Origin of the sequence: Psychromonas sp. MME1, from assembly GCF_041080865.1 — a bacterium.
Lineage (GTDB): Bacteria > Pseudomonadota > Gammaproteobacteria > Enterobacterales > Psychromonadaceae > Psychromonas.
This window is the reverse complement of sequence record NZ_CP160906.1, coordinates 1,085,107-1,109,570: the sequence shown is the minus strand read 5'-3', so window position 1 is coordinate 1,109,570 and position 24,464 is coordinate 1,085,107. Positions and strand designations below refer to the sequence as shown.

23 protein-coding genes and 1 tRNA gene are annotated in these 24,464 nt (G+C 38.0%); 14 read left to right on the top strand and 10 right to left on the bottom strand.

Annotated features, from left to right (window positions below; genetic code table 11):
- Positions 1-7 precede the first annotated feature (7 nt).
- Together AB2N10_RS05260 and yeiP are read left to right on the top strand one after the other, a co-directional pair.
- On the top strand, positions 8-334 hold the full coding sequence (locus tag AB2N10_RS05260; protein WP_369434433.1) for a TusE/DsrC/DsvC family sulfur relay protein: 327 nt from the start codon (positions 8-10) through the stop codon (positions 332-334).
- 62 nt (positions 335-396) lie between these two features.
- Complete coding sequence (gene yeiP, locus AB2N10_RS05255) at positions 397-969, top strand: elongation factor P-like protein YeiP (protein ID WP_354625773.1); 573 nt, start codon at positions 397-399, stop codon at positions 967-969.
- 106 nt (positions 970-1,075) lie between these two features.
- Here the strand turns inward: yeiP and AB2N10_RS05250 are convergent, their stop codons facing one another.
- The gene (locus tag AB2N10_RS05250) at positions 1,076-3,505 is read right to left on the bottom strand and encodes a mechanosensitive ion channel family protein (RefSeq protein ID WP_369434432.1); all 2,430 of its coding nucleotides are present in this window, start codon (positions 3,503-3,505) and stop codon (positions 1,076-1,078) included.
- Positions 3,506-3,912: 407 nt separating this feature from the next.
- Between AB2N10_RS05250 and AB2N10_RS05245 the strand changes: the two genes are divergently transcribed.
- Genes AB2N10_RS05245 through AB2N10_RS05235 form a run of 3 tightly spaced genes read left to right on the top strand, consistent with a single transcriptional unit; the run spans position 3,913 to position 5,693 of the window.
- Positions 3,913-4,851: an SPFH domain-containing protein gene (locus AB2N10_RS05245; protein ID WP_369434431.1), complete on the top strand. Its 939-nt coding sequence runs from the start codon at positions 3,913-3,915 to the stop codon at positions 4,849-4,851.
- On the top strand, positions 4,848-5,312 hold the full coding sequence (locus tag AB2N10_RS05240) for an NfeD family protein (protein WP_369434430.1): 465 nt from the start codon (positions 4,848-4,850) through the stop codon (positions 5,310-5,312). Before AB2N10_RS05245 ends, AB2N10_RS05240 begins: the two co-directional genes overlap by 4 nt.
- Before the next feature lie 33 nt (positions 5,313-5,345).
- Complete coding sequence (locus AB2N10_RS05235) at positions 5,346-5,693, top strand: antibiotic biosynthesis monooxygenase (protein WP_354625769.1); 348 nt, start codon at positions 5,346-5,348, stop codon at positions 5,691-5,693.
- 123 nt (positions 5,694-5,816) lie between these two features.
- Here the strand turns inward: AB2N10_RS05235 and AB2N10_RS05230 are convergent, their stop codons facing one another.
- Positions 5,817-6,440, bottom strand: coding sequence for a bifunctional 4-hydroxy-2-oxoglutarate aldolase/2-dehydro-3-deoxy-phosphogluconate aldolase (locus AB2N10_RS05230; RefSeq protein ID WP_369434429.1), 624 nt, complete (start codon positions 6,438-6,440; stop codon positions 5,817-5,819).
- A gap of 492 nt (positions 6,441-6,932) precedes the next feature.
- On the opposite strand from AB2N10_RS05230, the gene AB2N10_RS05225 reads away from it, so the two are divergent.
- Positions 6,933-7,655, top strand: coding sequence for a FadR/GntR family transcriptional regulator (locus tag AB2N10_RS05225; RefSeq protein ID WP_354625766.1), 723 nt, complete (start codon positions 6,933-6,935; stop codon positions 7,653-7,655).
- Positions 7,656-7,791: 136 nt separating this feature from the next.
- On the opposite strand, the gene AB2N10_RS05220 is transcribed toward AB2N10_RS05225, so the two are convergent.
- Positions 7,792-9,729 carry a DNA topoisomerase III gene (locus tag AB2N10_RS05220; protein WP_369434428.1) on the bottom strand — a complete coding sequence of 646 codons (1,938 nt, stop codon included), beginning with the start codon at positions 9,727-9,729 and terminating at the stop codon, positions 7,792-7,794.
- 334 nt (positions 9,730-10,063) lie between these two features.
- Here AB2N10_RS05220 and AB2N10_RS05215 point away from each other — a divergent pair, with 334 nt between their 5' ends.
- On the top strand, positions 10,064-10,807 hold the full coding sequence (locus AB2N10_RS05215; protein WP_369434427.1) for an EAL domain-containing protein: 744 nt from the start codon (positions 10,064-10,066) through the stop codon (positions 10,805-10,807).
- A gap of 525 nt (positions 10,808-11,332) precedes the next feature.
- Here AB2N10_RS05215 and AB2N10_RS05210 read toward each other — a convergent pair.
- Together AB2N10_RS05210 and AB2N10_RS05205 are read right to left on the bottom strand one after the other, a co-directional pair.
- Positions 11,333-12,526: a methyl-accepting chemotaxis protein gene (locus AB2N10_RS05210; protein ID WP_369434426.1), complete on the bottom strand. Its 1,194-nt coding sequence runs from the start codon at positions 12,524-12,526 to the stop codon at positions 11,333-11,335.
- Positions 12,527-12,651: 125 nt separating this feature from the next.
- Positions 12,652-13,455 carry a hypothetical protein gene (locus tag AB2N10_RS05205; RefSeq protein WP_369434425.1) on the bottom strand — a complete coding sequence of 268 codons (804 nt, stop codon included), beginning with the start codon at positions 13,453-13,455 and terminating at the stop codon, positions 12,652-12,654.
- A gap of 351 nt (positions 13,456-13,806) precedes the next feature.
- Here AB2N10_RS05205 and AB2N10_RS05200 point away from each other — a divergent pair, with 351 nt between their 5' ends.
- From AB2N10_RS05200 to AB2N10_RS05185, 4 genes are all read left to right on the top strand, one after another.
- Entirely contained in the window at positions 13,807-13,953 is a 147-nt protein-coding gene (locus AB2N10_RS05200; protein ID WP_369434424.1) for a hypothetical protein, read from the top strand.
- Between the two features lie 33 nt (positions 13,954-13,986).
- Entirely contained in the window at positions 13,987-14,241 is a 255-nt protein-coding gene (locus AB2N10_RS05195) for a hypothetical protein (RefSeq protein ID WP_369434423.1), read from the top strand.
- A gap of 129 nt (positions 14,242-14,370) precedes the next feature.
- Positions 14,371-14,446: transfer RNA gene (locus AB2N10_RS05190), tRNA-Val, on the top strand.
- 410 nt (positions 14,447-14,856) lie between these two features.
- Positions 14,857-15,840, top strand: coding sequence for a nuclease-related domain-containing protein (locus AB2N10_RS05185; RefSeq protein WP_354625761.1), 984 nt, complete (start codon positions 14,857-14,859; stop codon positions 15,838-15,840).
- A 257-nt stretch (positions 15,841-16,097) separates the two neighbouring features.
- Here AB2N10_RS05185 and AB2N10_RS05180 read toward each other — a convergent pair whose 3' ends face one another.
- Positions 16,098-18,263 carry a CHAT domain-containing protein gene (locus AB2N10_RS05180; protein ID WP_369434422.1) on the bottom strand — a complete coding sequence of 722 codons (2,166 nt, stop codon included), beginning with the start codon at positions 18,261-18,263 and terminating at the stop codon, positions 16,098-16,100.
- Entirely contained in the window at positions 18,218-18,589 is a 372-nt protein-coding gene (locus AB2N10_RS05175) for a hypothetical protein (protein WP_369434421.1), read from the bottom strand. The genes AB2N10_RS05180 and AB2N10_RS05175 overlap by 46 nt, the downstream gene beginning before the upstream one ends.
- A gap of 291 nt (positions 18,590-18,880) precedes the next feature.
- Here AB2N10_RS05175 and AB2N10_RS05170 point away from each other — a divergent pair, with 291 nt between their 5' ends.
- From AB2N10_RS05170 to AB2N10_RS05160, 3 genes are all read left to right on the top strand, one after another.
- On the top strand, positions 18,881-19,315 hold the full coding sequence (locus AB2N10_RS05170; protein ID WP_354625759.1) for a MarR family transcriptional regulator: 435 nt from the start codon (positions 18,881-18,883) through the stop codon (positions 19,313-19,315).
- A 20-nt stretch (positions 19,316-19,335) separates the two neighbouring features.
- Positions 19,336-20,412 (top strand): DUF4405 domain-containing protein, encoded by a 1,077-nt coding sequence (locus AB2N10_RS05165; RefSeq protein ID WP_354625758.1) that lies wholly within the window; start codon positions 19,336-19,338, stop codon positions 20,410-20,412.
- 65 nt (positions 20,413-20,477) lie between these two features.
- Complete coding sequence (locus tag AB2N10_RS05160; RefSeq protein ID WP_354625757.1) at positions 20,478-21,401, top strand: LysR family transcriptional regulator; 924 nt, start codon at positions 20,478-20,480, stop codon at positions 21,399-21,401.
- Between the two features lie 12 nt (positions 21,402-21,413).
- Here the strand turns inward: AB2N10_RS05160 and AB2N10_RS05155 are convergent, their stop codons facing one another.
- The 3 genes from AB2N10_RS05155 to AB2N10_RS05145 all read right to left on the bottom strand — a co-directional run bounded on the left by AB2N10_RS05155 (position 21,414) and on the right by AB2N10_RS05145 (position 24,458).
- A complete protein-coding gene (locus tag AB2N10_RS05155; RefSeq protein WP_354625756.1) occupies positions 21,414-22,073 on the bottom strand; it encodes an NAD(P)H-dependent oxidoreductase in 660 nt (219 codons plus the stop codon).
- A gap of 188 nt (positions 22,074-22,261) precedes the next feature.
- Entirely contained in the window at positions 22,262-23,365 is a 1,104-nt protein-coding gene (locus AB2N10_RS05150; protein WP_354625755.1) for an alkene reductase, read from the bottom strand.
- A 1-nt stretch (position 23,366) separates the two neighbouring features.
- Positions 23,367-24,458 (bottom strand): alkene reductase, encoded by a 1,092-nt coding sequence (locus AB2N10_RS05145; protein ID WP_354625754.1) that lies wholly within the window; start codon positions 24,456-24,458, stop codon positions 23,367-23,369.
- Positions 24,459-24,464: the final 6 nt, after the last annotated feature.

The following is a 24,464-nucleotide window of genomic DNA, read 5'->3' as shown; positions in this document are numbered from 1 at the left end:
ACATAACTTGTATTTTAACGGTCAAGAATATGCAACAGATTCTCAGGGATATTTATTGGACTACACGTTATGGTCTGAATCTCTGGCAAATTTTATTGCACAAGAAGAAAATATTTCTCTCACAGACGAACATTGGCAAGTCATCTATTTTGTACGTGAATTTTACTTAGAATTTAATACCTCTCCTGCGATTCGTGCATTGGTAAAGGCATTAGAAATTAAATATGGTAAAGAGAAAATAAGTAGTCGTTATTTATATCGATTATTTCCCAACGGCCCAGCAAAACAAGCGACCAAGATTGCAGGTTTGCCTAAGCCTGCTCGTTGTATCTAGCCCTATTTCAGCTTTAAATTAGATAGTTTTCAACCATCAAATATCCAAATAAGGAACACAACATGCCTAAGGCAAGTGAAGTTAAAAAAAATACGGCAATAGAATTTAATAACCGCGTATATATCATTAAAGATATTGAACGTTCTGTACCGCAAGGCCGTGCTGGCGGTAGTTTATATCGTATGCGTATGTACGATGTTATTTCTGGTTCTAAAACAGATGAAACATTCAAAGATAGTGAAATGTTAACATTAGCGGATCTTGTTCGTCGTAATGCTATGTTTTCATACTTAGATGGTGACGAATATGTATTTATGGATAACGAGGACTACACACCTTACAATCTAAATAAAGAGAGTATTGCCGATGAAGCACTATTTGTTGATGAAAACACCCAGGGTATACAAGTTGTCCTAATCAGTGGTTCACCTGTTGGTATTGAATTACCTTCGAGTGTTGAACTTGAAATCGTTGAGACAGCACCATCAATTAAAGGGGCTTCAGCAAGTGCACGCACAAAACCTGCAACAATGACAACGGGTCTTGTTGTACAAGTACCTGAGCACATTTCTTCGGGTGAAAGAATCAAAATAAATACAGTCGAGCATAAATTTATGGGGCGTGCAGATAAGTAGCGCCTTTGCTAAGCTAAGCGAATTGATGGTAAATTATCACCGCATCGATTCGCTTAACTACCCTCTCACTTTTACCGATCTTTTTTTCTTCAAACTGTTTCCAATTTCACGATATTGGTTTTTGTAGGTTTTTAAATACATCCAAATCTACACTACGTAGGTGCAGATCGCGTTGTGGAAATGGTATCTCAATATTTTCTTCAGCAAATTTATTAACAATGTCATGGTATAAATCACTACGTACAGTAATACGCTCATCCGCGTCAGCAAGCCACACTCGTAATTGAAAATTCAACGAACTATCACCAAGATCCATAAATAAAATATAGGGTGGGGGTGATTTAAGTACGGCTTGATGATTTTTTGCACACTCCAACAAAATAGTATTCACCAATACCACATCACTACCATAGGCAACACCAACAGGGACTGACAATCTCGCCTGCCGGTTTTGTAATGTCCAGTTAGTTACCTGATTACTAATCAAGTCAGCATTTGGAATAATCATATCGGCGTTATCAAAGGTTTGAACTATCGTTGCTCGTAGTCCGATTTTTTTTATCACCCCCATTGATAACCCATCACTTATATCGATTGTATCCCCTTCTCGCAATGGTCTTTCAAATAATAAAACTAAACCACAAACAAAATTATTAACGATTCCCTGTAAACCAAAACCGATACCTACCCCTAATGCACCTAAAATGATAGTAACCTTGGTCAAATCAAATCCTATCATTGAAACGGCAATTAAAAAGCCAACAATGATGATGAAATATTGTAATAAATGGCTTATCGAGGTGCGCGCACCACGCTCAATCAATTTACCACTCACTGATTCATCAAGTAATATTTTCGGAATAACTTTAGAAATAAAAACGGTTGCAAATAAAGTTAAGGTAGAAACAACAATCAAGCCTAAACTAATTCTAAGTTCTCCAATATTAAAGCCTAACGCCATAATACCGGAAATGGCATCTGTTAATGTTGGGTATAATTGCCAACTACTCAGTATGGCGGGTATTAAAAAAAAGAAAATAATCAATACTTCGATAAATATTCCAGTTTGGCGAGCATATTCATTGGCATCATTACGTATTAATTTAATCTGCCATACCAATGGAGAGTTAAAAATCCACTTCATTGCACCACGTATAATAAAGAAAAAAAGCAGCATAGGCACAATGATGGCCATCGTGATAATAGTCGATTTAAACAAATAGGTAGCAATGCCATCTTGGCCAAAAAACTCGATAATGATAATGAGTAAAAACAACAATGACATGAAATGAAGTATTTTATTATATAAAGCAGCCGATATGACGTTATCATTACCATTGAGATGGTTATTGTAGTTTTTTTTATTCCAACGTATACAGAAAATCAATCCTAATATAGAAGCCATAAATACATATAACCTAAAAATTGGAGGAGGTGTACCGGCTGCAATCAATAACACCGTGAGTGGATAGACAATCATGACACTATATACAGCTTGCTTTAACCAACGCTCACTTAATATATAATCTAATAACCTAGCACAAGCTATTCCGCCAACAATCGAATTAATTAGTGCCACTGTTTTAGGCACTTCCCACAGTTCAAGTTGGATTCCACTGAGTAAACTGCCAATAAAAAAGATACTGGCGATAGGACGTTTGGCCAAAAATGTCCACTCTTTTGACTCAAGTAGATTTGCTCTATTATTTCTGATAATAACGGCACAAATGACAAATAGTATAGATAAAATTGAATAGGCAATACCATGCCTTGCTAAAAATGGCATATTAAACCAAGTTGATAAGCTCACCCCTTGCCATGTGCTATCTAGCATTTCTGTTTTGAATTGGTCTACATATACGGGGGAATAAAATGGCGGTGATTGATCAAATAACGACTCGACTCGAAGCTCTTTAATAAGATAAGTTATCTCTTGAGTTATTATGTTAATTTTTGTTTGAATAGCAGCCCCTTCGACTTGTAATGACAGTAGAGGATCGATATGTTGAATCACTTGTTGTTTTCCATCATGAATGGTGCCAAGTGCTAAATTAAAGAGAGTAGTTAGTTGTGATGATGGGTTTTGATGGCTGTAATATTCCTGCCAGCGTTGCCAACGTACGCCCTCTTTCAACCAATTTTCATTCCAACTATCGAGAAGTTGTATCGATTTTGCTAAGGGTTTACTTAATTCTTTTAGGGTCTCAATTTCATCAATTAATGACTGTTTTAATACAAAATATTTTAGATAATTATTCTCATCAATTTTTTTTAATGAATTAAATTGCTTATAAACCTTATCAACCTTACCTGCAATATCTTTATACTTCATTTTTATGAAAGTAAACTCGCTATCATCGTATTCTCTTTTATTAAAATATGAAGTTTGAACAGATAAGTTAGTCGTCAAATTAACGGAAGTTGGAATGATTTCTGAGATGTTTGGAAAAATATCGATATCATCATGCAAACTGTGCAAATTTTCTTCATCTGTCGAGGTTTCGCTAGCAGGATATACAAAGGAAGATGTAACCATTAGTATGGGCAAAAATAGGCAGAACAAAACGAATTTTTGCAGCCTATTGGGCAAACAAGTTACGACGCAATTGGAACTGTTTAGCATGATATAATTAACTCCATTTATATATTACTAACACTTAAACATAATCATAGCTGAAAAATACAAATGTAAGCTGTCAAGCACCCCATAACTTTTAATTATTATCAAATAATCAGAATGTTACGAGTCTAGAGTTAAACAGTCTCTGTACCAAAAGATATTTCTTTTAACTATAATCATATCCATTATTTGTTATATAAGCTATGAGACGTCAATATACACTTTAACAATGATTTTTGCGCTAACTCACGTTTTGTGTTTTCCTTTACCCATACAACCCGTTATTATCATAGAACCCTTTCTTGTTACTAGCGGAACTTAATATGGACATTTTATTTCAATATTTATTCAGAGTAGAAGTTGTAATCCTTGTGTTAGTTATTGTGATCCTCAAATCATCAATTATTTTTGTACCACAAAACAGAGCATTTTTAATTGAACGTTTTGGTAAATATCAATCAACCCGAGAAGCAGGATTAAATTTTATTATTCCATTTATTGACCATATTGGTTCTGATCGTTCTTTGAAAGAGCAGGCCGTCGATGTACCTAGCCAAAGTGCCATCACCAGAGACAATATTTCATTAAGTGTTGATGGTGTTCTCTATTTCAGAGTGTTAGATCCCTATAAAGCGAGTTATGGTGTTGATGATTATGTCTTTGCGGTTACTCAATTAGCCCAGACAACGATGCGTTCTGAACTTGGAAAAATGGAACTTGATAAAACCTTTGAAGAACGGGATGTCCTCAATGTTAATATCGTTGCAGCGATTAATGATGCCTCTGGCCCTTGGGGAATTCAGGTACTACGTTATGAGATAAAAGATATTGTTCCACCGCAAACCGTTATGGAAGCGATGGAAACACAAATGAAAGCAGAACGTATTAAACGAGCACAAATCTTAGAATCAGAAGGTGATAGACAAGCAGCTATTAACGTTGCTGAAGGTCAGAAACGTTCAGTGGTGCTAAATGCTGAAGCCGAAAAAGAAGAGCAGGTGCTAAAAGCACAGGGTGAAGCACAAGCCATTATTGCTGTTGCAGAGGCTCAAGCCGAAGCATTGCGTAAAGTTGGTGAAGCTGCCAATACCACCGAAGGACAAAAAGCCATTCAACTGGATTTAGCGACCAAAGCAATTGAAGCGAAAGCCGCAATTGCTAAAGAATCCTCGGTTGTATTGCTACCAGATAGTGGCAATGATGCCGCTTCGGTGGTCGCACAAGCAATGACTATCATTAATAGCTTAAATAAAGGCGCATGATGGAATATATTTATTCACATTTACCACAGGTATTGGTCACTATTGGTATTATTTTATTGGCTATTGAAGTACTTGTCTTAGGTTTTTCAACCTTTGTTCTTTTTTTCATTGGCATCGGCACCATCGTCACCGGTGCTTTAATGGCAATGTCCATTATCCCTGATACGGTGCCTAATTCTTTATTATGGTCGGCAATCATATCGACCATCGTGGCATTGCTTAGCTGGAAACCAATGAAACAAATGCAAAATAAGGTTGGCTCAAAAACGGTTAATAATGACATCATTGGTCATCGCTTTGCTTTAACTCAGCCATTAATACCAGGTCAGACGATTACTTATCATTATTCGGGGATTAATTGGCAAGTAAAAGCTAAACAACCATTACCCACGGGTAGTGAAGTTAAGATAATCGCGATGGAAGTTGGTCTATTAACCGTAGCGCCCGTTGAAGAAGTATAACCATTAATAATTATTATAATAATGAAGGATATTATGTCGCAAAAAATCTATTGTATTGCCATGTTTCAACCTAAAGAGGGAAAACTTGATGAACTCTTTACTGTATTACAGGCACTCGAACCTAACGCCCATCGTGAAGATGGCTGTATTCAGTATACCGTCACTAGGCATATCCCCAATGACTTTGCACAGGGGCAGAGTTTTCCTATTGTATTTAATGAAATTTGGCGCGATAAAGTCAGCTTTGAGGCACACTGTCAACGCCAAGAAATCGTTGATTTTTTTGAAACGCACTGTGTATCAGATAGCGGCTTAGTTGCTGATTACAATGTCTCTGTTTATAGTGATCAGCCCAATAACTACGATGCTCCACAATTGTAAATTGTTTATTTTTATCACAGATAGTTAATATAATGCCTATCTGTGATAAATATCCATCAGATGCATCTAGATGCAGATTAGTATTAGTACAACCTAGCTGACCATACATTATACCAATTCGCATTAGCTTACACTTTCCACTGCCGCTTTCACTAATACAGCTAATTCATCCCACTGCTTCTTATCAATAAGATCTGTTGGCACCATCCAAGTACCGCCACAAGCAAGCACGGCAGAAATTGATAAATATTGGTTGATATTGGTTTGCGTAACACCACCTGTAGGCATAAATTTAACAGGATATACCGCAGCCAATGCTTTTAGCATTGCAACACCACCTGAGGGTTCTGCCGGGAAAAATTTCAATGTATGCAATCCCATCTCCATTGCCTGTTCGACTAGACTTGGAGAGTTCACCCCCGGAACTATTGGTACATTACGTTGTTGACAGTATTTGACTGTTGTTGGATTAAAGCCTGGGCTGACTATAAAATCAACGCCTGCGGCTATCGACTGATCTACTTGTGCCGTTGTTAATATGGTACCAGAGCCAATCAACATATCTGGATAGGCTTCCCGTATATTACGGATTGCCTCTGCTGCTGCTGGTGTGCGGAATGTTATTTCAGCACATGGCATACCATTTTCGATGAGGACCTTAGCCAAAGTAACTGCATCATCGGCATCATTAATCGCAATCACAGGAATGATTTTTAGTGCTGCTAATTGTTGATTTAATTTACTCATTTTAACCTCTTCTTGTTATTATAGGCGTCTTAATTCAAGATATTTTGTTAGGCGTTTGTCTCTTATATCTATATTACTTCAAGACGTTTTACCTCATTTAGCTACTGAATCCCCGTGATATACTCAGCAAGGTATTAGCTAATTTATCCTGTAAAAAACCGTAACACTACAAACTGTGCCACACTATCATATTATTGTATTAATTAAGCAATTTTAATATAATACCAATCGGATTAAGTATGTGATCTAAATTTTGCGCAGGAAAAATGGCTTAATTTTAGGCGTAAGCTTTGTTAATCGTTGCTCCCTTTACGAAACTTACAACAATAAAGTAAGTTATTTTAACCAGCAAAATAGATCAGCTATTTACTCCGATTGGTATAATAGTCAACAATTGCTTTATAAACACGGTAAAAGTGTATAACAATTACCTCACGTTACCTCTTGCTCTGGTATCCGTTATACTTTTTCTAATTTACATTAAGGGAACAAATGTCTTCTTCTAACTTTACTACAATTTCAGGATCAACACGTAGTTTGCACGTGCAAGTAGCGCGTACAATTGCACGTAGCATATTGTCTGGTGAATTAGCACAAGGCTCAATAATTCCTAATGAGATGGCTTTATGTGAACAATTCGGTATTAGTCGTACTGCGTTACGTGAAGCGATTAAATTACTGACATCTAAAGGTTTGCTACGCTCTAAACCTAAAATTGGTACAACCGTTATTGAAAAAAATAACTGGAATTTCCTTGACCCTCAACTACTTGAATGGATGGATGGCATCGAAAACTCAACCGTTTTCTATCGTCAATTCCTAGGATTACGTAAAGCTATTGAGCCTGAAGCCTGTGCATTAGCAGCGAAAAACGCCACAGTAGAACAACGCATCGAGCTTTCTGCTACATTTCAAAAGATGGAAGAGGTTGCTAAAAACTTTGATCATAAAAAGTGGGCTGAGGTGGATATGCATTTCCATCGTTTAATTTTCCTTTCCACTGGTAACGATTTCTATCTGCCTTTCGGCAATGTATTAGCCACTATTTTCATGAGCTTTATCCTCTACTCATCAAAAGACGGCGGCGTATGCATCGAAGAGCATAGAGCAATTTATGAAGCGATTATGGCTGGCGATACAGACCAAGCTCGCACGGCTTCACAGGCTCTATTAGTGGGTGAAAAACATCGTATCATCGATGAAGATGTCGTATAATTTATCATTGCTTTGTCATCAAATCGTTATGTAGATAACTACCCTTAAATTTTTACCAAGCATGTCGATACGACTTTTATTACTGACGTTTACTCTCAAGTAGCTCGGGACAGTTTTTAATTTAGTTGGGTAATACTCAGCTAAATTTTTTAACTTTTTTGTTAGCCGTTCTCCTCCGCCCCTTTTTTCTAGCATATCTTAGGTTATTATCAGCACCATTTGTTAAGTTAACTAAACCCTGTGGGCCAGCCATAATTGCATTGGCAACGAGACTATTTAATTGCGCCTGTAAAGGTTGCATAAAGCTATGATAAGTCCGTTGCTTCTCGCTAATTGCATTAAGTTGCATTTCCCATTCTGCGGTCATATCAGGCAAGGTTAATTGCTCTGGTAAACTTTCTATTAATTTAATTCCCACTTCCGTTGCTTGAATTATTTTACCACTACGTTTTAAAAATTGACGTTTGAATAGTAATTCAATAATACCTGCACGGGTTGCTTCTGTGCCTAAGCCATCGGTCTCTTTAAGAATTTTCTTTAAACTATCATTTTTAACAAAACGGGAAATATTACTCATTGCTGCTAGCAGGGTTGCATCATTGAAAGAACAAGGCGGTTTGGTATTTTTTTCAATGACTTCCCCCTTATTACAGAATAAATGCTGCCCTTTTAATAATTTAGGTAAAAACGTATCCTTATCTTGAATATTAAATAACACCTTCCACCCGTCACGCAGTTTTGCTTTGGCTTTGCTGACAAACAAACCATTACATATCTCAATTTCCGCGACGCACTCGGCATAACTATAATCGGGGTAAAATTGAGCTAAATATTGACGCGCGATTAAATCATAAATATTCTGTGACATGTCATCTAAGCTGCCTAACGGCTTATTAGTGTCAGTCGGAATAATTGCATGATGGGCATCAACTTTGGCATCATTCCAAGCTCGCCCTTTAATCGCCAAATCAGCGCCCTTTACTGCATCTATTAACGATTGTTCGTTTTTAGCAATTGCCTGAACGACAGCCTTTGCTTGACTGTGGTGATTTCTTGGCAGATAACGTGAATCAGAGCGAGGGTAAGTGATCAGTTTGTGTCGTTCATATAACGCCTGACAAACATCTAAAACTTGCTGAGCACTATAGTTATAACGCCTAGCTGCATCTATTTGCAATGATGAAAGATTATAAGGTAAAGGCGCTATCTGTTTTTTATTCTTCGCTATAAAGCTTTTAACAATGGCATCTTGTTTAGATATTCGTTGCGCGACATTATCTGCTAGCCCTTTAACAATCACGCGGCCGTCTACATCTTGATATTTGGCACAAGCCTCACTCGGTTTCCATTTCGCAGTGAAGGACTCTGATCCATTTTGCTGATCGGTTATCAAATGTGCTTCCACCTCATAGAAAGGTTTACTCACGAAGTTTTCAATTTCCTTATCGCGCCTCACAACAAGTCCTAACAAGGGCGTTTGTACTCGCCCAACTGAAATCACACCTTGATAGCCTGACTTTTGAGCCTGCAAGGTATATACGCGAGTTAAGTTTAATCCATATAGCCAATCAGCTCTTGTCCTTGCCAGGGCGGATGTAGATAAAGGAATAAATTCTTGATTTGATCTTAGGTTTTGTAGTGATCGTTTCACTGCATTAATAGTTAAATCATTAATTAAACAACGCTCAACTTGTTTTAATTTATTCCCTTTGGTTCCACTAAAATGGATCACTTCATCGACCAAAAGCTGCCCTTCTCGATCGGGATCGCCAACATGAACTAATTGGTCCGCTTGTTTGATGAGCTTTTTTAAAAGTGTTAATTGTTTGCTTGTTCGCGTTACGGATTTTAATTTCCAATTTTCTGGAATTATTGGCAAGTGCTCAAACTTCCATCGTTTAAAATCAGCGTTATATGCTTCAGGATCAACCTGTGTTAATAGATGGCCAATACACCAACTAACAATATCGCCATTACCAACATGAATACACCCCTCAGTTTTACGATGAGGTTTCGGCAACGCATCTACAATCGCTCTTGCAAGGCTCGGTTTCTCTGCAATATAAAGCTTCATTAATCACCACTAAACGGATACGCACTGTATTTACAAACAGTACACAATTACACGATTAGTTTCAACTCCTTATCTATCACTAATCACATTTGCTAACAGCACAATAATAATGCCTCATTGCTATCATTCAGCACCAACATTGAGCAAATAAATATTGGCTTCCTAAATGCATCATATTAAACGATATATATCAACAAGTTAGTGAAAAGCATTATTGGTTTAATTCTTGCTAGTATTGAATAAACATAACAATTTTGTCGCATAATATTACCAACCTAACCAATGAGTGAACAATCTCTGCGTATTACTGGTAAGCCTGCTTTGAGAACAATAAATGATAAAAAACAAGACCACAGGGCTAATTTTAGAGCCCTTTTTCCAACCTATCATCAATGTTGAAAATGGTTTAATCGCCTATAATGAGGTCCTTGCAAGGATAAAAAATAATAAGAATAATTACATTTCAGCTGGTAGTATTTTTTCATCTGAAAACCTCCCCATTGATAAACGAATATGCTTTGATAAACAAGTGAGAAACAAAGCATTGGAGAAATTTAAAACCTATGATGGCAATGCACGTTTATCGATAAATATATCACCTTCATGGTTTTCATTACATGCCCCCCATCTGCAACTTAAAAGCTATGAAGTCCCAACATTGAGTATGCTTAAAGAGTGCGGTATTGATCCGAGTCGGATTATCATAGAATTAACCGAATATGATGGCGATAAAGATCTCATTAACCATTTTGTTCGTTCCTATCGCGAAATGGGCATTCAAGTCGCGATCGATGATTTTGGTACTGGTTTTTCTCAAATAGAACGTTTGCTTGAAATTGAGCCTGATATCATCAAGCTAGACATGGCGTTATTTCAACGCTCATTAGTTAGCAACTATACCCAAGATTTAATTGAAGTTTTTGCGAATTTCGCTAAAAAAAGAGGCATCGTCCTAATTTTTGAGGGAATAGAAACGCCGCAACAGTATGATGTTGCAGTGAGTTCGGAGCACAGTTTGTACAGGGGTACCTGTTTTCACCTGCACGAGCTAAATTTTATAACGATGGATATTTTGTAAACGATATTCATTCACTAAATTACTCTGGCATAGCCGTTTAAATACAAAGACAAATATAACGCCCCATCCAACGAACAATAACCCCATTTCACGCGAAATGTTTTGTTAAACGCCATTTCGAATAGTGGCGCGAGACAGCACAATAGGTAATGGGGTTTCACTTTTAGCGTTACAACACCGCACTGATTTTGAGCTAATACAATCGGATTAAGTATGTGATCTTAATTTGAGGCGTAAGTTGACGAAAATGGTTGTTCTCTTTGCGAAACTGACAACAAAAAAGTAAGTTATTTTAACCAGTAAAATAGATCAGCTATTTATTTCTATTGGTATAACACTCCGTAGGCAGAGCAAATCTTTTTTTTATCTACTCATTCATATTTGTTAAATAAATGCTAGCTTGCAGTGAACTGCTTTCCCTGGTGCTTAATGGTTCAATTTGTGCAACGGGTTACTGCAATCAGTGCAATGCTAACATCCATTTATTGCTCACCTAAATAGGTTAAAAGATGCAAGGGATTAATATTATGCGCCCTGTTTTGACACCTCAAATCGTCCAATTAACTGGTTCAAACGTAAAATGGCATTTTTTACTAATGTGGTACGACGCAGCAATTGCTGAGATGATATTTCCATTGTGGCAGTAGTGTTTTGCGCCTCCTTTGCGGTTGTACCATGTTGCTGGCTATTACTGGCAATTTGATTCATCGTCTCGAACATATTTTCAACTGCTTGTTTTAACTGTAAACTACGCTCACCTGAGTCTAAGGCAAAATCATCTTTATCTACATTTTTAACGCCTTGCTGCATATATTTCACCGCCATTTCCGATTCCTGGCTTAGTTTTTTAGTTATATTACCAATGTGGTTCGCTGCCTGTGATGTTTTAGTCGCGAGATTACGTACCTCATCAGCGACCACTGAAAAGCCCCGCCCATGTTCACCTGCTCGTGCAGCTTCAATCGCAGCATTTAATGCAAGTAAATTAGTTTGTTCGGTAATTTCTGTTATCAATCCGACGATGGCACCAATCTCTTTCATCTGCCCATTAACATCATTAACACTTTGCGCTGACGCTAATACAATTTCTTTTATCTTAGCGGTCGTACTCACGGCCTGTTCGTATTCTTGCTGTGATTTAGCCACCTCTTCACGCATCAGCTCCTGCATAATTTGTGCAGAAATAGTCGCATTGGCTATTTCATCCTGTTGTCCACTTGATAACTCCAACAACGATCCAATTGAATGGCCCATTGCCTTACTCGCACTATCGACACGGCTACAACGGCGTAACATAGATTCGCTCACTTCATTAACTTCACTCGAAGCGTGAATCATCTCACGAACCATATTATCGAGGTTATCTATAAAACTGTTTATCCAACGCCCCAAATCGCCTGATTCGTCCGCACTGAGCTCACCAGTCGCAAAACGTTGTTTTAAATTAGCCTCCCCTTCTGCGAGCATTTGAATGACTTCTATCATATGTTGTAGTCGCTTGGTGATGGGCTTGATTGCAGCGAAACTTAACCAAGCAATGCCAATTAATGACGTTAACAACAACAGCGAATTAGCTTGTATCGCAGAAAGCGTAAATAGACTATTCGCAATTACGCTACTTAATACAGGGAAGGCCATTGCTAGTGCAATCTTTTTACCAAGTTTGTAGGTTAAAGAACGATGCCGATAGACTTCTTCTAAATCAGCTTCACACATCATCCCCCATATATCAGGTGAACCCTGTAACTGAAACGTAACCCCTTTTCCTATTACTGGAATATGGCGATAATCAGAATATCCCGGATAGCTAACATAAAGGTTTTCACCGTTACGTATAGTCTCTCTTACACCTGGATGCAGCTGTTTGTCGCAGGATCGGTAAATCTAATCTCAAATTCAGTATGGTTATTGACTCGTACGGTCCCCCACTGAGTAGTAACACCCGATTTTAGATTTTCCCCGTGGGAAAAAGTGTTATCTTCAAATCGCGAGCGTGAAAGTGCAGTGCCAGATTGAATGGAGGGATCAAGTTTAGAGTCAACCATAAATATATAGTTATCGCCCGATTCACTATATACATGCCCAGCTTCACGCTGAATAAGATCTCCCATGACATCATTAGGTACCCGGCCACAGAGGCAACCAATCACTTCATCATCTACTTTAAGTGGTTGATAGAACATGAGTGTAACCGCATCATGGAAAGACGAACTGGATGCCCCAATAGATTTCGTTAGTTGATCAATGTAGGGACCATGTAAAAATGGCGCTTGCATGCCATTGTCTAATATTTTGCGATCAACTTGACGCCCTTGAAATGTAGTACAACTTGAACTTCCAACACTCCCATCCGCATAAACGATAAATAACTCAGATAAATCATTATTTCGTTTTACTAATGCCTGCAAAGCATTCGGCCATTCACTGTTATTTTTTGAAGTAATATATAGCGCGGCATCTGCTAAAAAATGCCACTGTGTATTAACCCAAGATTCTAAAATACGCACACGTGTATTAGCAATGCTGGTAAATGTTTTCGCTAAGGCCGCTTCTCGTCCTCGGTTCAGCCAACACGCTTTTTTCATTGCTAGCTTTCCAGTTGCTCCAAATAGGGGTAACCAATGACGCTCTTTGGTTGTTAAATCCATTTTTTTGTCCCATAAGATTATTTAATTTGAGAAGCAAATAGCAAATTAGATACCAAAAAAATCGCCTTCAAGCAGACACAACTTAACAACCTAAAAAGCAAACAACAACAGTTCAATAAATATACCAATTGATAGAATTAACAAACGATACAGTTCGATAGACGTCTCATTTTAAGCGATCTATAATCAACTCAATATCTTCTGAATTGTTATAAATGCAACAATAGTGTGCGCAGTCGCACATTAGCGCACCGTAACAGTGCAAAACACCTAAATATAAATATGCCGTTAAACCGTGTTAATCTATACAATATTTTCAGTTTATTAAAATCATCGATTAAGGATCCACCAATGCGTAAAATTTTTTCACTGTTAATCGCCGGCATTATTATAATGCCTATACATAACAGCGATGCTACTACAGATACAAAACAAACCGATACCGTATTGATTGAAGAAAATAGCAATTGGAAAGATGCCAAAGAATCAACCGATTAAGCCGTACAAAAAAGTACAGAGGCGGCTAAAGATGTGTGGCAAGCCACTAAAAAATCTTCCAGTGAAATATTAAAAGAGGGGCAAGAAAAATCAGCAAAAATTTGGCAATCAACTAAACAAGGCTCACAGGAACTTTGGTCAGATAGTAAAGAAACCACACAAGATATTTGGGATAAATTAAAACGAGAGAGTGAAAAAGCTTGGCAAAAAAGTAATAAGAAAATTGATGAACTAATGGATGAACCAGCCACTGAGCCAGTTACAAATGAGCAGGAGATACGTATATAATCTTTTTTGTACATTTTTCAGACGCGCGCGCGCAAAAAAACAACAAACAAACTAGAAAGTTAAAAGAAGTGTTGACACTTTATAAGGGATAAAGCAAAATCACCTCGCTTTCAAAGCAAAGGAAATAACGCTCGCTTAACTCAGTTGGTAGAGTGCCGCCATGACATGGCGTAGGTCACTGGTTCGAGTCCAGTAGCGAGCACCATTTTCTTGTCTCAGAACTTCTATCATCATCTTTTCTATCCTTTTGAAACATGTAAAAACAACATCTTAAGAGATATCTCAGTCTATTCGCATCTATTGACGTTTTGTAAAATCCACGCTCTAAGGTAACACTGAACAACCACAAGAGACGATGTTACCATGGCTAAGAAAACTACTCCTCTTACAGCAACACAAATAGTAGCTAAATTGACTACGCCACTACACACTTATATTAATGAAAGAAATGAACAACCGACTTTTAAGGGGGAATTTAAATGAATATGTATGATGACTAGGTAAATATCGTGTTTACATCCCGCTTTCTTATACCATTTTAAGCTCTTAATTGACATCTTTCTATAAGTAATAAAATATGAAGTAATTGTAATGACATCCTATTAGGTAGCTAATTTGATTATTAAAAATAAAGATCCTCTTACCAGTACAGATAGAAGAAAGATTGCTGGTGACAAACAAGAGCAAGATGTAGCATTCTTCCTGCGCCGTGCTTTTAAAAATACTGAAAATGTATTTGTATTTAACGATTTGCGCATTAAATATAATGATGAAGTTGCGCAAATAGACCATCTAGTTTTATACGTTTATGGTTTTATCCTCATAGAATCAAAAAGTATTACCGGTCAAGTATCCGTTAATAGCGATGAAGAATGGTCACGAAGCTATAATGGTAAATGGTCAGGAATGCCTTCACCTATTAAACAAGTTCAATTACAAGAGCGATTACTACGTGAATTACTCTATGAAAAACGAGAATCCATGTTAGATAAAATCCTGTTTGGCAAGCTTCAAACTGGTTTTGGAGGGCGTCTTTGGGACCATTTTTGTGCAATTTCGAGTAATGCAATTGTTCAGCGTGAAAACATGCCTAAACAAGTATCAAAAAAACTGGTTAAATCAGAGTTCATTTTAGATAAACTAAATAAAATCATACCAGGTACTATTAAAAACAGTCTTTATAAATTTTCTAGTCAACCATGGTTTACCCCTGAAGAAATGCAAAAAATATGTGACTTTCTATTAGCTCAACATCAATCTGCCCATCCAATAAAACGGGTTGTAGAACCACAACCAGAAAGTCAAACTACAAACACAGTACATACTCCAACAACGGTACCGAACATCGCAAAAGTTTCACCTGATTCAGCGATAGCGCCATTAAGTTGTAAGAAATGTCATGCAATAGATAACCTACAACCAGCTTGGGGGAAATTTGGCTATTACGTTAAATGTTGTGCATGTGAAACAAATACAGCAATGAAAACCCACTGCCCAGCTTGCTCAGGTAAAAACACAAAAGTAAGCAAGAAAAAAACGCTATACAGCCTAATTTGCCAAGATTGTAATGAAAGTAGGGTCATCCTTGTTCAAAGTTAAAATAAATACAAACCATTAAATATGCACCTACTGCCTTATTGAATGGATTTTCGAAAACTCAATTTGTAGTGATACTGTGGTCTTGGCCTCCTTAATAGAGGTGGTATTATTGAACTCGATTATTTTAAAAGAGATTAAAATAAGTAGAACAGGCAAGTCTAAAGGTATACTAGATACCTCACAATACGGTTATGTGGTTCAATAACGTTTACAATATTATTGCAAACGTTATATTTCTATACAGTTTAACCTGTTTGCTAACGCCCTGTCAGCTGAAATGCTGCCCAGTAATAGGGATGCTGATTATAGTTGGCTTTGACTTCAAGTTGTGCCTTTTTGAGTGCTAAGCGTTTATCGCCCCCATTACCCATATTCGCATAAAAGCTCTGCATTAATTGGCTGGTTGCCTGATCATCTACTTTCCATAAACTCGAAATGATACTGTTGCTTCCTGCATAGAGAAAACCACGTGTAAAACCGACCACATCATCCCCATTATCTACCCTGCCTAATCCGGTTTCACAAGCAGATAATGTGACTAGTTCCGCATTAAGGCTCAATTCATAGAGCTCCCGTACCGTTAATATGCCATCATTTTCTCTATCCTTCGCCAATAATAAACCGGAAGTAAGCGGTGCATCGGGTTCAAATATGCCATGTGAAGCAAAATGGATCACTTTATACTGGGCAGCGTTTTGTTTAACTTGAGTTTCAGTTGCCGCGTCGTTCAGTAACAGACTTGCCCCCGGCTGCTGCGCGGCAATAGCTTTCGCTTCTTGCTCCGCACCGGGCAACGCCAACTTAACATCATCTAGCTCAGGGTTACCAAGTACTAATAATGGTTGTGGTGCAGTAATGCGTTTATTCAAAAAGGCTAACACTGAAGCACTCGGTAAAATACTGATATCATATTTATCAATCATAAAATCACGGCCATTGTAGAGTGCATTGAATGGTAAATAATGGAGCGGCCCATGGGGAATAATGATCAATTTTGACGTATTAATATCACTTAATAAGGGTAAAAAAAGTCGTTGATAAAGTAAATTAGCATTATGTTGGTAAGCCGTGTTGCCGTTTTGCTGTAAGTCACTACGAAAATCGCTGACTATCTCAGTTAAACTAGTCCCGTTAAGCGTAGCCACCTTGATTGCATTACGAGTAAGTAAAAAAGCAAACAGCTGTGTGTTAGTTCCGTAAAATTCAAGCAATGTTTCGTCGCTTCGCAAACGCTTTTGTAAATCAGCAACCTCAGGTGTCGCAACCGTCACTAAAGAGGCTAACTCTGGCTCTGAACTTACAAGCTGTTGTTGTTTTTTACGTAATAATCCACGATCTGCACTGCGACTTCGGCCGCTTGTCTCACTATAATCAGCTGTTGTTAGCGCTGAATCAATCTTACTGATTTGCGCCAATAACTCAGTAGGCTGGTGATCGAGATTTTTGGGTGCAAAATCCTGTTTACTTGCCAATGTATCAATGAGTGCACGGGCTTTACTGCGTTCCACATAGGAAAACGCTTGGTCTAGTTTGCCCTGTTTAATCAGCAGCGTTACCATACTTTGATAAACGGTTTCTTTATTGCCAACATAACCAATTTTAGAAGCTTCGGTATTAATCGAGGCTCGCTGCTGTTCAATCACATCAATAGATTGTTGATAATAGATAAATGCCTGATCGGGGCGGTCAAATTGTTCTGCTATCACGCCAAGATCGTAAAGTAATTGATAATATACTCCTTGACGATTAAGTAACTGTGTCGAGTGATTAGCTTTATTTTCTGCATCAAACGTTAAATTATTATAAAGTTGTACTATCGGCGTGTCAGACTTTTCATGGCTGTATAAGAGGCTAAGATAAATATTTTCAGCCTCTTCAAGTTTACCCTTGCCTTGTGCTATTTTACCTAGCATATAGGTTTCGTCGAAATGGAATGGATTTGTGGTTTCCGCGCCCTCGCCCAGTAATTCATTTATGCCTAATGTTGTAATCGCATCGAGTGTACGCACTAGGCTATCTTTAAAGGTTGCAGAAAAAAATAACGCTTGTTGCGCTTTATTATAATCACCTAAAGCAAGATAGATACGCGCCTTACTAGCGTGTTTTATTTTGACATCCTTTGGCATTTCCTCAAGAAGCATAGAAGAAAAGGTGAGGCAATCAATTTCATCAGCAATTGCTAATGCTTCATCACGAAAACCTAGTTGCGCTGCTGCAACCGCACCATTGGCATGCATACGGGCTATATTTTCTATTTCAGATCCAGAGATTAAACTTTCGATACCAAACATTATTTCTACTGCACATTCATCATCATCGGCAAAGGCACTATACTCTCGGGCAAGTTTGTAGCTGTTATATGCTTCTTTATAGTTGCCTAATTCGAGAAAAATGGCTGTGTTAAAACGATTATATTTATGCAAAACCCTTCGTTTGTATATGATTGGATCTCTCGGTTTGCAACCGTTTTTAACATTTCATTTTTCCATAGCTGCACACATTGTTGAGCTTTAGAAAAATCACTTACCGTCTGATAGGATTGACACAGTGGGAACAAAAAATCCCAATGAAACTCCCACTCCTTAGGTTCCACATCTGCCCAACGTTCAAATTCACCTATTTCATGTGAAAACTTTTCAATAGCAATACGATGATGACCTTCAACGGATTTTCTACCAATATCCATTGTCGCAGTCGAACAACCAGCTAATGTTAAGCCAGCTAAAAGTAATAAATGCTTTTTTTTCATTATCGAAGAGGTCCATTCTTTCTGTATTTTTAAAAACCATCCATGGTGTAACGGATAAAAATCCGTTATAAATAAACAGCATCACCATAGAATTTTATTTGTTATAGTAAACAAAGTCATTTAACCACACAAATACAACGGTTAAATTTTAGGTAATTACCACGTAAAAAACTCGAAATAGAATAAAAATCACAGGATGTTTCATTTGTGGTACATAATGTATTTTTTAGCTTGCATTAAATTTAATTTAGGAATATTGTTAAGCAACTTAATCATTAAGAAGCTTAACAAATGAATAAAAACCAACTTACCACTGCGGTATTACGTGAAATAGCGATTATCCATGAAAAAATGGATACGCACTTGAAACAAAAGTTACCGGTTAATTTGCCTCCATCTCAATTCAAATTACTTAATCACCTTATCTATAGCACTAATACCAATGAATCATCGAGTGAGCTAGCAGCACTCTTTCATGTGAGTTTGTCGGCTATGAGTCAAATAGTTAAACAACTTATCCATAAAGGTTATGTCTCTCTACAGGTTCGTGACCATGATGCTAGACAAAAAAAGATAATTATTACAGAGCAAGGTCGATTAGCGCATGAACATGCGACTGGCTTAATTTATTTCGATCTTAATAGGTTTGCATCTAAATTTAATCAAGCTGATATGCAGCAACTTTTTAGTTTAATTCATCACTTTCGTCTTGAGTTTGAAAAATAAACATAACCAGGGATATTATTATGGATAAGGACTTATTAAATACAAACCAACTTGATTCCAAAAAGGTTAGTAAAAATAGCCGACACTGGGTAAGTATTAATCTTATCGGTGCTTTGATGGGGCTTAGTGTTACAGGCATTATTTCCTATATCATGGGATACAACGCGACAATTGCTGGCATACATACTTGGTTAGGTATTGTTTTTATAGCCCTGATGATATTCCACTTACGCAATAATCTTAAAAGCATTTTTTCCTATGTAGCACAGTCTAAAGGAAAGCGTTGCTTCACTATAAGCATCGTGATCATGTTGAGTATTACATTGGGAGTGATCTTCTCCATTCCCCCTTTTAGCAGCGTAATAACATTTGGACAAGATCTACATAAAAGCATGACGATTAGTGAAGGAAGTTACCAAAAATTAACGACACATATTGGCGATACAGGCATTCCTATTACAATTGAAATACGCAAAGGTGCATATTACGAATCAGAGCCACAATTACTCTTTTTAGGGTTAACCTATACCACAGTACCTCAGGTGGCATTTTGGGTAGAAGATTTAGCAGGCAATTACATTGATACTTTATATGTAAGTCAAAAAATGAGTAATAGTCATTTTGTGCCAACTGACGAGCTATTTAGCTTAGTTAGTCGCCCTGAAGCACTCCCCTATTGGGCTCATCAGCGAGGTGTTAAATATAATAATACACAAATGGTACCGGATGTTGATAATAGTGATTTAGATGGAATGACTGGTGCAACACCGCTCGGAGATTATCAACTCAGTAGTAAAGTAAACAGTACGTTACGCCGATTTAAGGTGATGATGGAAATTAATCGATCATATGATTTCAATTCGCATTACAGTAAAGACAAATATCCAGAAGATCCCGTTTACAGTGGGTTAGGTGCTTCTGGTCAACCGTCGTTGATTTATGCTGCCTACATCGATTTAGATATCGCTCAAAAAACGTATATTATGGATGTCATTGGCCATGGTCATTTCTCTGGAGCAAATGGTATGCTTTATAGTGATATGACAGGCATCGATACAGCTTTGCAGTTAGTTAAACGCGTCATCATTGATATTTAATATCGTAATCTATACTCTTTATTATTGTATTTTACAGCCAACACTTATGTTGCTAAGGAGCTTTAATGTCTACCACTAACCAATTAATGCTCTTTTGGGATGTTGTGCAACAGGGCTCATTCACTAAAGCTGCCACGTTAAATAATTTAGACAATTCTGCGCTTTCCAAACAGATTAAGAAATTAGAAAGTGAGCTTGGAGTACAATTGCTTAACCGTTCAACGCGTTCTTTTTCTCTGACCTGTGCCGGCGAAGAAATTTTACAAGAAGCACAAACCATTAAAAATTCACTTCACAATATTCAATCTATTGCACGCGCTTACCAGTCAGAGCCAAAAGGTATTTTACGCATAACCTCACCGATTTACTTTGGTGACCAATACCTCCAGCCAGTCATCTCTCAATTCATGAAAAAATATCCTCAAGTCGAAATAGTGCATGCGCTTAATGACAGAAAATTTGACATCATATCGGGTAAATTTGATTTGGCATTTCGCTTAGGAAAACTCGCTGATTCTAGCCTGTACGCTAAAAAAATAGCCGATACACACTTTGTTTTATTAGCAGCAAATTCATTTGTTGCAGATTTAGGTTCACCGACAACAGTACCAGATCTTATTAGTCTGCCTGCTGTCATTTATAGCAATGGCGACGTAACGCTGGATCAACTGAAAATCTGTAATCCTGCAATAGATAGTCACTCTATCACTTATAAAATGACAGGGAGCTACAAAGTAAGTGATGTTAGAACATTAATCAAAGCGGTCCAAGATGGCCTTGGCTATGCCTTAGTCGATTTATCGAATTTAACCAAACCACTTTGTGAATTGGGTCTGACACAATTACTGCCTGATCATGATATTTCGACGATGGATACTGCTATTTATGCGATCTATCCACATGTAAAACGTACCATGATAACGCAGGAATTCATCAAAGCTGTGCAAGCATACATTGGTATGCCTGCGCGTTGGGAAGTCTATTTATAAATGACAATAAACTTAAAGTACCATTAACACATCTTGCATCGCTAACCGAGCTTTAGGAAGGCCATAATTGTAATCTTCCTCCTGTAAGCTATACCCCATCGCCAAAGCGACATCACACTGAAAGCCCGCAAGCTCTTCCTTGAAGATTTTGCCAATTAATTGAGAATCAACTCCTTCCATTGGCGTTGAAGCAATGCCCAAACGTGCAAGCACATGTAATGTGTTGCCCAGTGCTAAATATGTCTGTGCTTTTGTCCAATGGCCATTAAATCCTGTTGCATCGGTATTGGTTTGGACAAATGAAAATGCGCCATTGAGCATGGTGTCATACATAGACGCTGGTAGATGACCTGATGAGACTTCCGCATCGACGACTTTTTTATAATCATCTAAGCTATAATGCGGATTATGGGCGAATAATATAATATGCGATGCCGCTTTGGCATGAGGTTGATTAAATTGGTGCATATTTGCAAAAGTATCATGAAAACGTTGTTTAGCTTGTTCACTTTCAATAATAATAAATTTCCATGGTTGTGAATTAATTGAAGAAGCTGATAAGCAAAGCGCCTCTTTTATCACATCCATATTCTCATCTGAAATGCGTTTAGATGGATCATATTTTTTTGCAGTATAACGGCTATTTAAGTCAGTGATTATTTGATGCGGCATTTAACGTCTCCTGAAACATATAAGTAATAGCGGTATTGTAAGCGGCTAACCTGCAAGCTTAAAGAGCAAGGATAGCCAAATACTTTAGTCGTTTATGTCCATAATGCAGCAAATTGGTTTTGCGTTTGAATATTCTTAATGCGATTAACTCCTGTGTTTGCATCGTCATAATAATATCAAACAATTGATTACTTGTATGTTGGGTAATCGATATAGCCTTCTTCGCCACCACCATATAGGGTTAAGCGCGCATCTGCATCAAATTCATTTAAGGGCCAATTATGTACAAAACGGTCGACTAAGTCAGGATTAGTGACGTATGGGGTTCCAAAGGCAACGAGATCTGCCAAATTGTTATCCAAGATTACTTGTGCACGTTGTTTACTGAGTTTACCTGCAACCATGATTGGATTCGGATAAACATGACGTACATCATAACGGAACTGCGCTGGTACTTCCGTATAACGGGAAATGTTCTCTGAAAAATGCACATAGGCTAAATTTAGAGGTGCCATTTGTTTAAGGACTTTTAATACCACCTCAATAATTTCAGGATCTTCATTAGCGAAACCTTCAGTAACGTGTGGAGAAACACGTATAGCGACTTTATCTCCACCAATTTCATTCACGACCGCTTGTAGTGTATCGAGCATAAAGCGTATACGATTCTCTTGGCTACCACCATATTGATCTGTTCTGTGATTGCTTTCTAATCGCATAAATGTATCAAATAAATAACCGTGAGCCGCATGTATTTCAACACCATCAAAACCAGCTAACATCGCATTTTTACTCGCTTGTACAAAATCTGCAATGGTATTATTAATATCAGCTATGCTCATCGCTTTTGGACACTCTGTCTCTATCATCCCAAAACCACCATCCGGCAAAGGCCCAAATACTTGGTCTGGTACTTTAACTGCAGAAGGGGCCAATGGTTGAAGACCTGAAATAGTTGAATGGCTGCGTCGTCCAACATGCCAAAGCTGGATAAATACTTTACCACCCTGCTCATGCACAGCATCAGTAACTTTTTTCCACCCGTCAATTTGTGCTTGAGTGTAAATACCCGGTGTCATTGAGTAACCACGCCCAACGGCAGAGATGGGCGCACCTTCGGTTACTATTAAACCTGCATTAGCGCGCTGTTTGTAATAGGTTGCCATCATTTCATTTGGAATATCACCAGGCTGAGTCGTACGTGATCGCGTCATCGGTGCCATCACAATACGATTTTTGGTGCTGAAGGTTGCATTATTTGTAAATGGTTTAAATAACTGTTTATTCCTCAAATTAATATTCAGGATAATCGGTTAGACCGTGTTCATTGCCACCAAACAATGTCTCTGCGTCATGCTCTGCTAGTGGGTACCCCTGTTTAATTCGATTGGGGAGATCTGGGTTTGCCACAAATGGACGACCAAAGCCAATCATATCGGCAAGTCCAGAGGCAATAGCTTGCTCTGCTTTTTCTCCATTATATCGCCCCGCATAAATCAATACGCCTTGATAGGCTTTACGAAGTCCTTGTTTAAATGAGATTGGGGTATCTGGTGCATCGTCCCAATCCACTTCCGCAATATGTAAGTAGGCAATATTATGCGTGTTAAGTAACGCTGCTGCCGCTGTATAGGTGACAACGGGATTATCATCAAGTGTGCCATTTAATGTGGTAAGCGGGGCAAGCCGAACGCCAACGCGATCTGCACCAATGGCATCGACTAAGGCTGTAACAACTTGATCAAGAAAACGCAAACGATTCTCTAAGCAACCACCATATTGATCAACGCGATGATTTGCCTGTGAATCAATAAATTGATTGATTAAGTAACCATTGGCAGCATGTAACTCAATGCCATCAAAGCCAGCCTCGATTGCATTTAGGGCTGCTTGTCGATATTGCCCGGTAACTTCATCTATATCCGCTTGTGTCATAGCGCGTGGCGTTGTCACTGCAACAAATCCGGGTTGATCTGTGCCGTTATCAACAAATACCTTTACATTTTCAGCGGCAATAGCGGATGAGGAAATAGGTTGTGCTCCGCCAATATTATCAGGGTGTGTTACACGACCTACATGCCACAACTGTGCAAAGATAGTCCCACCTTTAGCATGCACTGCAGCGGTAACTTTTTTCCATCCTGCTATCTGATCTGGGGTGTAAATACCAGGCGTCCAAGCGTAACCTTTACCGATGGCAGATATTTGCGTTCCTTCAGAAACAATTAACCCAGCGCTAGCTCGTTGAGCATAATAGGTCGCCATCATCTCATTGGCGATATCTCCTGTTTGGCTGGCCCGTGAACGGGTCATTGGTGGCATAACAATACGATTATTAAGAGTAAGTTTACCCAATGAAATAGAGCTAAAAAGTGAAGTTGTCATAATATA

Excerpts from the sequence above, each read along its gene's own strand:
- AB2N10_RS05215 (WP_369434427.1), top strand. The coding sequence starts at position 10,064 with ATGATAAAAAACAAGACCACAGGGCTAATTTTAGAGCCCTTTTTCCAA.
- AB2N10_RS05155 (WP_354625756.1), bottom strand. The coding sequence starts at position 22,073 with ATGCCGCATCAAATAATCACTGACTTAAATAGCCGTTATACTGCAAAA.
- AB2N10_RS05205 (WP_369434425.1), bottom strand. The coding sequence starts at position 13,455 with ATGGATTTAACAACCAAAGAGCGTCATTGGTTACCCCTATTTGGAGCA.
- AB2N10_RS05230 (WP_369434429.1), bottom strand. The coding sequence starts at position 6,440 with ATGAGTAAATTAAATCAACAATTAGCAGCACTAAAAATCATTCCTGTG.
- AB2N10_RS05220 (WP_369434428.1), bottom strand. The coding sequence starts at position 9,729 with ATGAAGCTTTATATTGCAGAGAAACCGAGCCTTGCAAGAGCGATTGTA.
- AB2N10_RS05170 (WP_354625759.1), top strand. The coding sequence starts at position 18,881 with ATGAATAAAAACCAACTTACCACTGCGGTATTACGTGAAATAGCGATT.
- AB2N10_RS05210 (WP_369434426.1), bottom strand. The coding sequence starts at position 12,526 with ATGATGTGTGAAGCTGATTTAGAAGAAGTCTATCGGCATCGTTCTTTA.
- AB2N10_RS05250 (WP_369434432.1), bottom strand. The coding sequence starts at position 3,505 with ATGGTTACATCTTCCTTTGTATATCCTGCTAGCGAAACCTCGACAGAT.
- AB2N10_RS05225 (WP_354625766.1), top strand. The coding sequence starts at position 6,933 with ATGTCTTCTTCTAACTTTACTACAATTTCAGGATCAACACGTAGTTTG.
- AB2N10_RS05240 (WP_369434430.1), top strand. The coding sequence starts at position 4,848 with ATGATGGAATATATTTATTCACATTTACCACAGGTATTGGTCACTATT.
- AB2N10_RS05160 (WP_354625757.1), top strand. The coding sequence starts at position 20,478 with ATGTCTACCACTAACCAATTAATGCTCTTTTGGGATGTTGTGCAACAG.
- AB2N10_RS05235 (WP_354625769.1), top strand. The coding sequence starts at position 5,346 with ATGTCGCAAAAAATCTATTGTATTGCCATGTTTCAACCTAAAGAGGGA.
- yeiP (WP_354625773.1), top strand. The coding sequence starts at position 397 with ATGCCTAAGGCAAGTGAAGTTAAAAAAAATACGGCAATAGAATTTAAT.
- AB2N10_RS05200 (WP_369434424.1), top strand. The coding sequence starts at position 13,807 with ATGCGTAAAATTTTTTCACTGTTAATCGCCGGCATTATTATAATGCCT.
- AB2N10_RS05245 (WP_369434431.1), top strand. The coding sequence starts at position 3,913 with ATGGACATTTTATTTCAATATTTATTCAGAGTAGAAGTTGTAATCCTT.
- AB2N10_RS05165 (WP_354625758.1), top strand. The coding sequence starts at position 19,336 with ATGGATAAGGACTTATTAAATACAAACCAACTTGATTCCAAAAAGGTT.
- AB2N10_RS05145 (WP_354625754.1), bottom strand. The coding sequence starts at position 24,458 with ATGACAACTTCACTTTTTAGCTCTATTTCATTGGGTAAACTTACTCTT.
- AB2N10_RS05175 (WP_369434421.1), bottom strand. The coding sequence starts at position 18,589 with ATGAAAAAAAAGCATTTATTACTTTTAGCTGGCTTAACATTAGCTGGT.